Annotated in this window: 11 protein-coding genes; 7 read left to right on the plus strand and 4 right to left on the minus strand. The window is 71.0% G+C overall.

Annotated features, from left to right (window positions below; translation table 11 throughout):
- The first annotated feature begins 45 nt into the window (after window positions 1-45).
- Window positions 46-780, plus strand: coding sequence for a CTP synthase C-terminal region-related (seleno)protein (locus F7R91_RS04605; RefSeq protein WP_150944687.1), 735 nt, complete (start codon window positions 46-48; stop codon window positions 778-780).
- A 51-nt stretch (window positions 781-831) separates the two neighbouring features.
- Complete coding sequence (locus F7R91_RS04610; protein WP_150944689.1) at window positions 832-2,121, plus strand: cytochrome P450; 1,290 nt, start codon at window positions 832-834, stop codon at window positions 2,119-2,121.
- Between the two features lie 4 nt (window positions 2,122-2,125).
- Here the strand turns inward: F7R91_RS04610 and F7R91_RS04615 are convergent, their stop codons facing one another.
- The 3 genes from F7R91_RS04615 to F7R91_RS04625 form a co-directional block, all read right to left on the minus strand.
- Window positions 2,126-3,298 carry a damage-control phosphatase ARMT1 family protein gene (locus F7R91_RS04615; protein WP_150944691.1) on the minus strand — a complete coding sequence of 391 codons (1,173 nt, stop codon included), beginning with the start codon at window positions 3,296-3,298 and terminating at the stop codon, window positions 2,126-2,128.
- Between the two features lie 22 nt (window positions 3,299-3,320).
- Window positions 3,321-3,968: a ScbR family autoregulator-binding transcription factor gene (locus F7R91_RS04620; protein WP_150944693.1), complete on the minus strand. Its 648-nt coding sequence runs from the start codon at window positions 3,966-3,968 to the stop codon at window positions 3,321-3,323.
- Window positions 3,969-4,061: 93 nt separating this feature from the next.
- Window positions 4,062-5,039 (minus strand): ScbA/BarX family gamma-butyrolactone biosynthesis protein, encoded by a 978-nt coding sequence (locus F7R91_RS04625; protein WP_150944695.1) that lies wholly within the window; start codon window positions 5,037-5,039, stop codon window positions 4,062-4,064.
- A 133-nt stretch (window positions 5,040-5,172) separates the two neighbouring features.
- On the opposite strand from F7R91_RS04625, the gene F7R91_RS04630 reads away from it, so the two are divergent.
- Both F7R91_RS04630 and F7R91_RS04635 read left to right on the plus strand, forming a co-directional pair.
- The gene (locus F7R91_RS04630) at window positions 5,173-5,820 is read left to right on the plus strand and encodes a ScbR family autoregulator-binding transcription factor (RefSeq protein ID WP_150944697.1); all 648 of its coding nucleotides are present in this window, start codon (window positions 5,173-5,175) and stop codon (window positions 5,818-5,820) included.
- A gap of 3 nt (window positions 5,821-5,823) precedes the next feature.
- Complete coding sequence (locus F7R91_RS04635; RefSeq protein WP_150944699.1) at window positions 5,824-6,678, plus strand: NAD(P)H-binding protein; 855 nt, start codon at window positions 5,824-5,826, stop codon at window positions 6,676-6,678.
- Between the two features lie 99 nt (window positions 6,679-6,777).
- Here the strand turns inward: F7R91_RS04635 and F7R91_RS04645 are convergent, their stop codons facing one another.
- On the minus strand, window positions 6,778-8,589 hold the full coding sequence (locus tag F7R91_RS04645; RefSeq protein WP_150944701.1) for a S8 family peptidase: 1,812 nt from the start codon (window positions 8,587-8,589) through the stop codon (window positions 6,778-6,780).
- A 351-nt stretch (window positions 8,590-8,940) separates the two neighbouring features.
- On the opposite strand from F7R91_RS04645, the gene F7R91_RS04650 reads away from it, so the two are divergent.
- The 3 genes from F7R91_RS04650 (at window position 8,941) to F7R91_RS04660 (ending at window position 11,609) form a co-directional block, all read left to right on the plus strand.
- Window positions 8,941-9,891 (plus strand): lytic polysaccharide monooxygenase auxiliary activity family 9 protein, encoded by a 951-nt coding sequence (locus tag F7R91_RS04650; RefSeq protein ID WP_150944703.1) that lies wholly within the window; start codon window positions 8,941-8,943, stop codon window positions 9,889-9,891.
- Between the two features lie 82 nt (window positions 9,892-9,973).
- The gene (locus tag F7R91_RS04655) at window positions 9,974-10,405 is read left to right on the plus strand and encodes an SAM-dependent methyltransferase (RefSeq protein WP_150944705.1); all 432 of its coding nucleotides are present in this window, start codon (window positions 9,974-9,976) and stop codon (window positions 10,403-10,405) included.
- A gap of 193 nt (window positions 10,406-10,598) precedes the next feature.
- The gene (locus F7R91_RS04660; RefSeq protein ID WP_150944707.1) at window positions 10,599-11,609 is read left to right on the plus strand and encodes a substrate-binding domain-containing protein; all 1,011 of its coding nucleotides are present in this window, start codon (window positions 10,599-10,601) and stop codon (window positions 11,607-11,609) included.
- The last annotated feature ends 105 nt before the right edge of the window (window positions 11,610-11,714 follow it).

Here is an 11,714-nt window from a genome sequence, read left to right on the forward strand (position 1 = left end):
AATCATCGTTGGACGTGAACCCGACGCCGCGCCCAGGATGAAGCCATGACGGACAGCGCAGCCCATATCGCCGAGGTCGCCCTGGTCGGCGACCGCTCCCCCAACGTCGTCTCGCACACCCGCATCCCGCTCCTGCTCCAGGCCCTCGCCGAACGTGACCGGCTCGTCCTGGACCCTTACTGGATCCCGTCCGAGGACGCCGAGGCGGCGGACGCGGTGCGCGGCTTCGACGCCGTGTGGGTGGTGCCCGGCAGCCCGTACCGCAGTGAGGCGGGTGTCCTGAACGCGATCCGCACCGCGCGCGAGGAGGGCATCCCCTTCCTCGGCACGTGCGGCGGGTTCCAGCACGCGCTGCTGGAGTTCGCCCGCGGCGCGTGCGGGCTGACGCATGTGGCGCACGCCGAGAACGACCCCGGCGCCGACGACTTCCTCATCGAGCCGCTGGCCTGCTCACTGGCGGGCCACGAGAACACGGTCCACGTCGAGCCGGGTTCGCTCGCCCACTCCGTGATCGGCTCGGAGCGGACGGTCGAGCGCTACTCCTGCCACTACGGCCCCTCTCGCCATCTGGAGACCCTTGAGGCGCACGGCCTGCGCTTCTCGGGACGCGACGACGACGGTCAGGTGCGCCTGGCCGAACTCACGGGCCACCCCTTCTTCCTGGCCTCGCTCTTCCAGCCGGAGCTGTACGGCGACGGCTCGCGCCCCCACCCGATGATCCGGGGGCTGGCGCGCGCGGCGGTCGAGCACGCGTCACGCACCGCACATCAGTCCGTGTGAAGGGTCCGGTGTGATCCTCGCGTGACGTCGGGTCCGGGTGCCGGGCCGGGTATGTCTGGGGATGTGACCGAGAGCCCTGAGGTGAGCGAGAGCCCCGACGTCCCCGACGTCTTCGATCCGCGCCGGTACGCCGTCGGGGTGCCGTACGCCGACTACCGCGTCCTGCGCGACCACCACCCGGTGGCCTGGCAGGAGGAGCCGGAGGTGCTGGGCTGGCCGGCGGGGCCCGGTTTCTGGGCGGTGACCCGGCACGCGGACGTGGTGCGGGTGCTCAAGGACCCGGCCACGTACTCCTCGCACCTCGGCGCGACACAGATCCGGGACCCGGATCCGGACGACCTGCCGTTCATCCGTCGCATGATGCTCAATCAGGATCCGCCGGGCCACGGGCGGTTGAGGCGGCTGGTCAGCCGGGCCTTCACTCCGGGGCGCATCGAGCGCTTCACGGCGGTCGCCGAGAAGCGGGCGCGGACGCTGTTCGGGCAGGCCCTTCGCACAGCACGGGAGTCGGACGGCACGGTCGATGTCGTCACCGCCGTGACCGACGACTACGCGCTGCTGAACCTCACCGACCTGCTGGGTGTCCCGGAGTCCGACCGCGGGCTGCTGCTGCAGTGGACGCAGCGGGTCATCGGCTACCAGGACCCGGACGAGGCCGGTCCGCCGGTGCTGGACAACGCCGGAAAGCCGGTCGATCCGCGCTCGCCGGCCATGCTGCGGGACATGTTCGCCTACGCGGGACAGCTGGCCGCGCACAAGCGGCGCCACCCGGCCGACGACGTGATGACGACGCTCGCGCACGACGGTGATCTCGCGGACGCCGAGCTGGAGATGTTCTTCTTCCTGCTCACCGTCGCGGGCAACGACACCGTGCGCAGCGCGGCCCCCGGCGGGCTGCTGGACCTGGCCGAGCATCCGGGGACGTACGAGCTGCTGCGCACGGGCAGAGCCGAACTCGCCGCGACCGTCGAGGAGTTGCTGCGCAGACACCCGCCCGTGCTGACCTTCCGCCGTACCGCCGCCCAGGACACCGAGCTGGCGGGGCGACGGATCCGCGCGGGCGACAAGGTGGTCGTCTTCCATGCCTCCGCCAACCGCGACGAGCGGGTCTTCGACGCCCCGGACCAGCAGGACCCGTTTCGGACGCCGAACCCGCACGTGTCCTTCGGCGGCGGGCCGCACGTCTGTCTGGGCGCGCACTTCGCCCGGCTGCAGTTGCGGGTGCTCCACCGGGAGGCGCTACGGGCGCTGCCCGCAGCGCCCCGGACCGCCGGGCCCCCGGAACGCCTGGTGTCCAACTTCATCAATGGACTCAAGTCCCTGCCGTTGCAGGTGACTTGAGCGACTATGCGCACACCTGGATCAGCGCATGGGTCCCCCCGGTCCGCCAGCGCTGGTCCTCCGCGGCGACCAGCGCGGCCTCCGTGCCGGCGTCCAGGCCGGTGACGACGTCGGACTTCAGGGTGCGCAGGGCGGCGACCGGGCCCGGGAAGTACGCGGCGGCCTCGGTGAAGGGGGTGGTCGGGGGCCACAGTAGGTCGCCCACCAGGCGGCGGTAGTTGAGGTCGCCCTTCACGACGGTCAGCGCGGCCGCGGCGAACTCCTCACGGAGATCGGCGGGCATCCGCGCATACGGCAGCGGGGCGCAGGAGAAGGGGTGGGCCCGGACCGTGAGCCGGCCGTCGGCCATCGCGGACCACAGGAGCTGCCCGTACGCGGCGGCCGCCCCCGGCGCCGCGGCCAGCCGGCGCAGCGCGTCGACCACGTCGGCGGTCGTGGCGTCGGAGACGTAGTACGGGTACGGCTTGATGTGCAGGACGGCCCGCTCGACGCACCCGTGTTCGAGGAGGTGGGCGATGAGGAGCAGGTCCGGGATGAGTTCACGGCCGGCGTTGTCGGCGATCAGGCACAGCGTGCCCGCGCCGCTGAGCAGCGGCCACAGGTCCTCGCTGTCGTCGGCCACCAACCCCTGCGCGGCGGCCGGGGAGCCGGGGTGCTCGGTGGAGAGACGGAAGCCGAGGTCCGCGCGATTGCCCCACAGCGAGCCGTGCAGCAGGGCCCGCGCCTGCTCGTCGGCGGGCCGGCCGGCGAGGGTGTCGAGCGCGGTCAGTTCCTCGTCCGTCTCCGGGGCGTCGAGTTCGGCGAGCTTGAACGGCCGGAAGGGGTCGATGCCCTGCCAGGGGCCGGGCCCGAAGTAGCCGACCGTGTCGAGGAGCTGCCGGTAGAAGTAGCTCTCGGACCACAGCCAGGGCACGTCGAACCAGGAGCTGCCGGTGTACTCGCGCATGCCCCAGCCCTCCCAGCGGCCGAGGTCGTGCGCATCGGCGGGAAGGGGCTCGATCACGCCCTTGATGCAGTTGTCGAGCAGTGCGTCGAGCGCGCGGTGCCGGCCGGGGTCGTACGGGAAGGCCTCCCGCACCTGCCGGACGATGGCCGGATGCCGCTCGGCGAGGACGCTGTGCGGGAACGAGCCGGGTTCGTTGCCGAGGATCACGGGCGGGAACGGGATGTCGGGCATGTGACTCACCGTATCGCGGGCATCACATGGTTCTGATCTCCCGCTCCAGCTGGGTGGCGAGCGTCAGATAGCGGGCGCGGCGGGGCACCGGGACCATGCCGCGGATCAGGATCTGCCACATCTCGGCCAGTCTGCGCGGTTGCCGTCTGACCGGTTCGACGGAGCGGCCCACGACACGGGTGCCGACGAAGAAGCAGACCAGGGAGTGGGCGACGGCCTCGACGTCGGTGTCCGGGTGCAGGTCGGACTCCCTGACCGCGCCGAGCAGCCGACGGTAGGCGATGTCCAGCCATTCGGCGAAGGGGTGTCTGAGCGGCGGGCGCACCTCGACTCCGCCGGTGGCCAGCCGGAGTCCGGCCCGCGGGATGGGACCCTCGACGGACAGCCGCGCTATGCCGAAGGTGATGCGCATCAGGGCTTCGAGCGAGGAGCAGTCCCTGGCGTCCATCTCGCTCGTCAGCCGGCGCGAGGCCCTGGCCTGGAGCTCCATGATGGCGTGGGCCAGGTCCTCCTTGGCCGCGAAGTGGAAGTACAGGGCGCCCTTGGTGACTTGGGCGTGGTCGACGATGTCACTCAGACTTGTCGACTCGTAGCCGCGCCGGTCGAACAGGTCGGCGGCGGCCGTGATGATCGTCGCGCGGGTCTGCTCGGCGCGTAACTGCCTCGCCATCGGCTGAACACTCCTGGGACGGAACCGGACTCACTCCTGGCAGCGAAAAGAACGGGTCATGCCGTTTGTTTCTTACTCGCTGTACACGATATCTCACCGTACGCCGGTCCCTACGCGGCACTTGAACAGGATCGACTCACCCTGTTTTCCCACGACTTGTATGTGCTCGTCGTCCTCGTCCGTGACCTGGATCCAGGTGGCACGGTCGAGTTCGGCGTACTGGTGGAAGACGGTGTGGAACGACGCCGGAAGCCGGCAGTCGAGGCCCCGGGCCCGTACCGCCTGGCGGGCGGCCTCCATAAGCAGCATGCCGGGCACATGGTCGAGGGGGTGGTCGAAGAAAACGGGGTGGGTGGTATCGACGCGCAGCTGCCAGCGGTCGCGGCGGCGGGTCGGGGCCAGGACGACGTCCGCGGGCAGGGCCCGGTCCACGGCCTCGGCGGGCAGTCCGGGCGGGACGGGAAGTGCGGAGACGGTGTCCGGGGTGCGGCCGCCGCGCAGCCGCCGGTAGACGCTCTCGCTGGTCCAGGAGACGGCGATGTGCCCGGTCGCGACGGTCTCGTCGCCGAGCCGTACGTCCGCCTCGTAGCGGATGGCGGCCGGGCGGGAGCCGCGCCGGCGGACCTCGGTGACGGTGATGCCGACGACCGGCTCGGCGGGTATGGGGCCGACGGCCAGCTGCTCGGGCCGCGTGGTGATCCGCAGCTCGTGGAGCACGAACCGGTGGTCGAGGGGAACGTCGTACTCGGTGTGCGCAAGGAGTGCACCGCACTGACGGACGGTCTCCGCGACCAGGAGCGGTTCGTACGACGTCCGGTCGGGCGACACGTGTAACTGGTGGGCCCGCGGCCACTGGGCAACGACGGTGAAACGCTCGGGTCCCGTGCCGGTCCAGCCGGTGAGCAAGGTCTCCGCGACCGCCGCCCGGTGCACGAACTGACGGGGAACGGTGGCCGTCAAGGTCTTCAGGATGTCGGGTGCCTTCGGGGTCTCGTATGTCGTCGAGGCCTCGTTCGTGTTCGGGGTCTCGTCTGTCTTCGGGGTCTCGGCAAGCTGCCGCAGTTGAGGCATGTCCCTCCCTCGGCCCCCCGAAAGCGATGACGGACGGCGACGGGGCCGTGCCGGTGAGCGCTAGAGTACGAGGCGCACGGTTTGTTTTCAATGAGACTCATGATGCCCAACTCGGCGCAGGGGAGGGGCTCTTATGGCACGGCAAGAGCGCGCCATCAGGACGCGCAAGGCGATCCTGGAGGCCGCGGGCGCGGTCTTCGACGAACACGGCTATGCCTCCACCACCATCGCGATGGTCCTGGAGCGGGCCGAAGTCACCAAGGGCGCGCTGTACTTCCACTTCCCCTCCAAGGAATCCCTCGCCCAGGCCGTGCTGGACGAGCAACTGCCGTTCGGTACCGTGCCGCCGCACCCGTGCAAACTGCAGGAGATCATCGACATCACCTTCGTCTTCGGGCAGCGGTTGGTGGGCAACTCCCTGCTGCAGGGAAGCGTGCGGCTCACCGTGGACCAGTGCGCGCCGCCGGGCGTCGATCACACGGGGCCGTACCGGCAGTGGGCCGAGCTCCTGGTCGCGCTCATGCAACAGGCCAGGGAACAGGGCGAGTTGCTGCCCACGGTGGTCCTCAGGGACACGGTGGAACTGCTGGTCGGCGCGTTCGCCGGCGTTCAGCAGATGTCACGGGCGCTCAGCGGCCGCGAGGACCTCGGGCACCGGATCTCGGTCCTGTGGTCCCACATCCTGCCGAGCATCGCCGTGCCGGGTCTGCTCCTCGGCCTGGACAGCAAGCCCGACCGGGGCACCCGGATCCTGGCCGACATCGAACTGTCCGGGTACTGAGACGTGATCCTGCTGACCGGAGCGACCGGCACGGTCGGACGGCTGGTGACCCGGCGCCTCGCGGGCGCGGTACCGCTCCGGCTGCTGACCCGGGATCCCGGCCGCGCGGCCGGCCAGGCCGGCCCCCGGGTCGAGGTGGTCGGCGGGGACTTCGCGGACCGCCCGAGTCTGGACCGGGCGCTGACCGGCGTACGGTCGGCCCTGCTCGTCACCGCCGACCCGCTGACGCAGGCCCATGACGAGCACTTCGTGGCGGCCGCGCGGGCGGCGGGCGTACGGCATGTGGTGAAGCTGTCGGCCCTTGCGGTCACCGATCCCGGGGCGAGAGACCTGATCACCACCTGGCAGCGCGGCAACGAACAGCTTCTGCTCGGCTCGGGGCTGTCGTGGACGCTGCTGCGCCCGCGGGCCTTCATGACCAACACCCTCGGCTGGGCGCGCTCGGTGAGGGAGGAGGGCGTGGTGCGGGCGCAGAACGGTACGGCGGCCAACGCGACCGTCGATCCGCGGGACATCGCCGAGGTGGCGGCGCGGGCGCTGCTGAACCCCGACACGCACGCGGGGCGGGCGCACGCGCTCACCGGCCCGGAGGCGGTGAGCGCGGTGCGGCAGACGGAGATCCTCGGTGAGGTCCTGCACCGCCCGCTGCGGTTCGTCGAACTGACCGAGGACGAGGCCCGCCGCCGGCTGCTCGCCCGTCTGCCCGCTCCGGTGGCCGACGCGCTCGTGGAGAGCGCACGGCGCGGGCGGGCAGGTGCCAAGACACGGGTGGACCCCACGATGGAGCAGCTGCTGGGCCGTCCTGCGGGCGGCTACCGGGAGTGGGCGCGGGACCATGTGCCGGTGTTCCGGACGTGAACCCGGGCGCGCGGACGCAAGCGGCGGTCGTACGGACGGCGGGGCCGGCCGGGGCCCCAACCCCCCCGGCGGGCCCGCCCGCTCAAGGGGACCGTTCGCTCAGAACGTCAGCTTCCAGCTGTTGAGCGTCCCCGTGTCCAGCGCGGCCACGTCCTGGACCTTCAGCTTCCAGGTGCCGTTCGCGGCCTCGCTGGAAGCGTCCACCGTGTAGGTGGTGTTGACGTTGTCCGCGGAGTCCGAGCCGCTGGAGGACTTCAGACGGTAGGTCGAGCCGTCCGGCGCCACCAGGTCGATCACCAGGTCACCACGGTAGGTGTGGGTGATGTCGACGGCCACCTTCAGGGTCGAGGGCGCGTTGCCGCTCAGGCCGCTGACGGCGATGGACGAGGTGATCGCCGAGCTGTTGTCCGGGATGGAGACCGCGGACGTGCTGGAGAAGGTGGTGCCCCCCGTGGAGCCGCCGCCGCTCACCGCCTGCACCGTCTTCGCCGCGTCCGCCAGACCCGCACCGCAGCCGCCGGAGCAGGAGCCGGGCAGCGCACGGGCGTTGGACTTGATCGCCGACTCGATCTGGGCCGGGGTCAGCGAGGGGCTCGCCGACTTCATCAGCGCGACCAGGCCCGCGATGTGCGGGGTGGCCATGCTGGTGCCCTGGTAGTAGGCGTACGACTCGGTGGACGGCGTCTTGGTGCCGGAGTTCAGCGTCGACAGGATGCCGTTGGCGGTACCGGTGCTGGTCTGGCCGCCGGGCGCCGAAATGTCCACCAGGGAGCCGTAGTTGGAGTACGAGGCCTTCGCGCCGGAGCGGTTGGTCGCGGCGACCGAGATGACGTTGTTGCAGTTGCCCGGCGAGTGGTTCGCCACGTTGTCGCTCTCGTTGCCCGCGGCCACCACGACGGTCGTACCGCGGTTCACGGCAGCGTTGATGGCGCTCTGGGTCGCCGAGGTGCAGGCCCCGTCGCCGCCCAGGCTCATGTTGATGACCTTGGCGACATTGGTGTTGGCGGGCACGCCGGAGACGCTGCCGCCGGACGCCCAGGTGATGGCGTCGATGATGTCGGAGTCGTAGCCGCCGCACTTGCCGAGCACACGGAGGGGGGAGATCTTGGCGCCGTACGCGATGCCCGCGACCCCCTTGCCGTTGTTGGTCGCGGCGGCGACGGTTCCGGCCACATGGGTGCCGTGCCAGGAGGAACTGCTGGCCGGGATGCCCGAGCCGCACTCGTTGGCGTTGTACCAGTCGCCCGGGTCGGCCGGGTTGCTGTCACGGCCGTTGCCGTCCACCGATACGGCGGTGTCGGCGATGAAGTCGTAGCCGCCGACGATGTTCGCGGCGAGGTCGCTGTGGGCGACATAGCCGGTGTCGATGACGGCGACGGTGACGCCCGAGCCGGTGGAGACGTTCCAGGCGCCGGGGACCCGCATGCCCCCGGTGGCCTCGAAAAGGTCCCACTGCTTGCTGTACTCGGTGTCGTTCGGGTCGGCCTTCGGCTGGTTGAGGCGGTCCGGTACGACATAGGCGACCTGCGGGTCCGCCGTGAACTCGGCGATGACGTCGGCGACTGCGCCGCGGGTGGGCTCGGCGCCCAGGTCGACGAGGGCGGCACCGGTGCCGAGGCGGCGCCGGAAGTCGACGTCCTCGCCGGCCTCCTTGCCCTTGGCGGCGGCGTCGGCCGCGGCGGCCTTGTTCGAAGTGGCCTCGGCGGCACCGGACTTGTAGCCGACGATGAGGCGCTCGGCGGGGGCACCGGGCGCGGCCTCGGTCAGCGCCGCGGGGACGGCGGACTCCTGGCCGGCAGGTTCCTGGGCGGCGGCGACCGTGGCGGTCCCGGCCGTCAGCAGGGCCGCGGAGACCGCGGCGGCGGATATCAGCTTCCGTCTGGAGGAAGGAGAGGGAGGGGAGGTACGCAAGGGATTGCCTTTCGTGGCCGTACTCCGGGCATGGCGGAGTGGCGATCGATCGCTTCGTCCTCGAAGCGGCGGGGGATCTGAACCGAAAAGCGGTGCTGCGGCCGGCCAGGCGCGTACGCCGACCCGTCCGGGGTTACCTGTGGGTCAGCTGAGCTCGAACGATAGGCAAGGCGTCGGCCACGGGGATACGGGGGAAACCCTTGATCCGGCTGGAAACACCCCCTTGATACCGGCCAGTTGACCGGCAATCGACCCCTATGAGGCCCCCTGTCCGGGAGTGAACGCGGCGGGCCGGTTTCCCGTACCTCAGGGGAGCAGACCGTTCCCGCGCCGGCCGAGGAGACGTTCCGGATGCTCCGGATGACCGCACACCGCACCGCCCTGGCGGCCACCGCCCTCACCCCGCTCCTGCTCACAGTGTGGGCGGCGGGGCCGGTCCATGCGCACGGCGCGCCGACGGACCCGGTCAGCCGGGTCTTCGGCTGCTCCCCCGAGGGTGGGAGCCCGTCCCGCTCCTCGGCGTGCCGGGCGGCCGTCGCCGCGAACGGGGCGCCCTTCACGGCCTGGGACAATCTGCGGATCGCCGACGTGAACGGCCGGGACCGGCAGACGATCCCCGACGGCAAGCTGTGCAGTGGCGGCCTGCCCGCCTACAAGGGCCTCGACCTCGCCCGCGCGGACTGGCCGTCGACTCGTCTCACTCCCGGCGGGACGCTGACGATGAGGTATGTCTCGACGATCCCGCACACCGGCACGTTCCGGCTCTATCTCACCAAGGCCGGCTACGACCCGGCCAAGCCGCTGAAGTGGTCCGACCTGCCCGAGAAGCCGTTCGCGGAGGTGAAGGACCCGGCACTGACGGACGGCGCCTACGGCATCCGGGCGAAACTGCCCGCCGACCGGACCGGGCGGCATGTGCTGTACACGATCTGGCAGAACAGCAGCACGCCGGACACCTACTACTCGTGTTCCGACGTGGTGTTCCCGGGGGCGGCGAGCGGTGCCGGCGAAGCCTCCTCCTCGGCTCCGGCCGCCTCCGCCGCGCCGGCCGGCGGCAAGGACCGTACGGATGACGACCCTTCGCCGAACGCTTCCGGAAGCCGCAAGGCTTCCGCGAGCCCGGCCGAAGCCCCGGCGGACGCGGGCGCCCAGGCCGGCCAGGCGTCCGGCAGCACACCGGTCGCCGCGAACGCCGAACCGTCCACGGACGGCGCCTCGGCCCCGCTGCTGGCGGGGGGCGCCGCAGCGGTACTGCTCCTGACCGGCGGCACCGCCCTGGCCCTGCGGCTGCGACGGCGCTAGAGCTCAACTCCGGCATCTTGCATCTCATACGACGTTCAACCACCCACGGTTAGAACCCAGTTGAGGGTGGCATGCGTGGGGCATGGACTCAGACGCCGCCAGAGAGATCGACATCGAGAGCGCCCACTCCGCCCGCATCTACGACTACATCCTCGGCGGAAAGGACTACTACCCCGCCGACCAGCAGGCGGGCGACGCCATGGTCCGCGCGTGGCCCGCCCTGCCGGTCCATATGCGGGCCAACCGCGACTTCATGAACCGCGCGGTGCGCCACCTCGCCGAAGAGGCGGGGACACGTCAGTTCCTCGACATCGGCACGGGCATCCCGACCTCCCCTGGCATGCCCATGCGGCTGCGCACCCTCGCCGAGGCCGGGCAGTTCTTCGAGGGCCTCGAACTCGTCGAGCCGGGCATCGTGCAGGTCCACAGGTGGCGTCCGGAGGGCACGGACAGCACGGAGATACGGGACGAGGACATCGCCATGTACGGGGCGGTGGCCCGCACACCCGGCTGACCCGCGACCACGGAGATCATCACAATGCGGCAGCGACAACTCACTCCAGGTGGCCGCTCACTTGACTACCGGCGGTCACACACGATTGGCTCCGGGCCAGCGAGAGTCGCCCGGTCTTCGCACCCCCTCGTGCTGTCCGGCCGTGCTCTCCCCGTTCCTCCGGCTCGGCCGCACAGCGAGGTGCCGCACCGTCATGACCACTCCTGCCCCGCCGCACGCCTCCCCCGGCCTCGCCCGCATCGCGGCTCTCGCGGCCGCCCTGTGTCTGCTGATCACCGGCTGTTCCTTCTCCACCGGGTCGACGGATTCGGGCACCGACTCCGGCGGCAAGGCGGGCGCCAACCGGCTGAAAGTCGCCCTGGTCACCCACGGCGGACGCGGGGACGCCTTCTGGGATCTGGTGAAGAAGGGCGCCGACGCGGCTGCCGCCAAGGACGGCATAGAGCTGACGTATGCGAACGAGCCCGAGGGGGCGGGCCAGGCCGAGCTGGTGCGGGACGCGATCCGCGACAAGGTCGACGGCATCGCGGTGACCCTGGCCAAGCCGGAGGCGATGAAAGCCGCGGTCGCCGAGGCCAGGGCGGCGGGCATACCCGTGGTCGGTCTCAACTCCGGTATCGACGCCTGGCAGACGGCGGGGCTCCTGCAGTACTTCGGCCAGGACGAGAGCGTCGCCGGCCGCGCCGTCGGAGACAAGCTGGACGGCCTGAACGCCGAGCACGCCCTGTGCGTCATCCACGAACGGGGCAACGTCGCCCTGGAGGCGCGCTGTGCCGGGGTGAAGAAGACGTTCGGCGGCCGGACCGAGATGCTCTATGTGGAGGGCACCGATCCGGACGCGGTGAACGCCGCGCTGGCGGCGAAGCTGCGGCAGGATCCCAGCATCGACGAAGTCGTCACGCTGGGCGCCCAGTTCGCGCTCGGCGCGGTCACGTCGGTGAAGGAGGCCGGCAGCAAGGCCCATGTCGCCACGTTCGACATAAACAAGGACCTGGTCAAGTCGATCCAGAGCGGCGATGTGCAGTTCGCGGTGGACCAGCAGCCGTATCTGCAGGGCTATCTCGCCGTGGACTCGCTCTGGCTCTACAAGACCAACGGCAACGTCAGCGGCGGCGGCGTGGCGCCGGTGCTCACCGGACCGGCCTTCGTGACCAGGACGAACGTCTCCGAGGTCGCGAAGTTCGCCGCCGGCGGCACCCGCTGACCGGACACCCCGCACGCCGGCGTCGTCAAAGAATCGGTTCACCCGGGGCGCGTACGGTCACATGTACGGATAACATCCTGCGCACCCCTTGTGCCGTACCGGACA

The organism is Streptomyces luteolifulvus, assembly GCF_008806595.1.
In the GTDB taxonomy this organism is placed as follows: domain Bacteria; phylum Actinomycetota; class Actinomycetes; order Streptomycetales; family Streptomycetaceae; genus Streptomyces; species Streptomyces luteolifulvus.

Excerpts from the sequence above, each read along its gene's own strand:
- F7R91_RS04605 (WP_150944687.1), top strand. The coding sequence starts at position 46 with ATGACGGACAGCGCAGCCCATATCGCCGAGGTCGCCCTGGTCGGCGAC.
- F7R91_RS04610 (WP_150944689.1), top strand. The coding sequence starts at position 832 with ATGTCTGGGGATGTGACCGAGAGCCCTGAGGTGAGCGAGAGCCCCGAC.
- F7R91_RS04615 (WP_150944691.1), bottom strand. The coding sequence starts at position 3,298 with ATGCCCGACATCCCGTTCCCGCCCGTGATCCTCGGCAACGAACCCGGC.
- F7R91_RS04620 (WP_150944693.1), bottom strand. The coding sequence starts at position 3,968 with ATGGCGAGGCAGTTACGCGCCGAGCAGACCCGCGCGACGATCATCACG.
- F7R91_RS04625 (WP_150944695.1), bottom strand. The coding sequence starts at position 5,039 with ATGCCTCAACTGCGGCAGCTTGCCGAGACCCCGAAGACAGACGAGACC.
- F7R91_RS04630 (WP_150944697.1), top strand. The coding sequence starts at position 5,173 with ATGGCACGGCAAGAGCGCGCCATCAGGACGCGCAAGGCGATCCTGGAG.
- F7R91_RS04650 (WP_150944703.1), top strand. The coding sequence starts at position 8,941 with ATGCTCCGGATGACCGCACACCGCACCGCCCTGGCGGCCACCGCCCTC.
- F7R91_RS04655 (WP_150944705.1), top strand. The coding sequence starts at position 9,974 with ATGGACTCAGACGCCGCCAGAGAGATCGACATCGAGAGCGCCCACTCC.
- F7R91_RS04660 (WP_150944707.1), top strand. The coding sequence starts at position 10,599 with ATGACCACTCCTGCCCCGCCGCACGCCTCCCCCGGCCTCGCCCGCATC.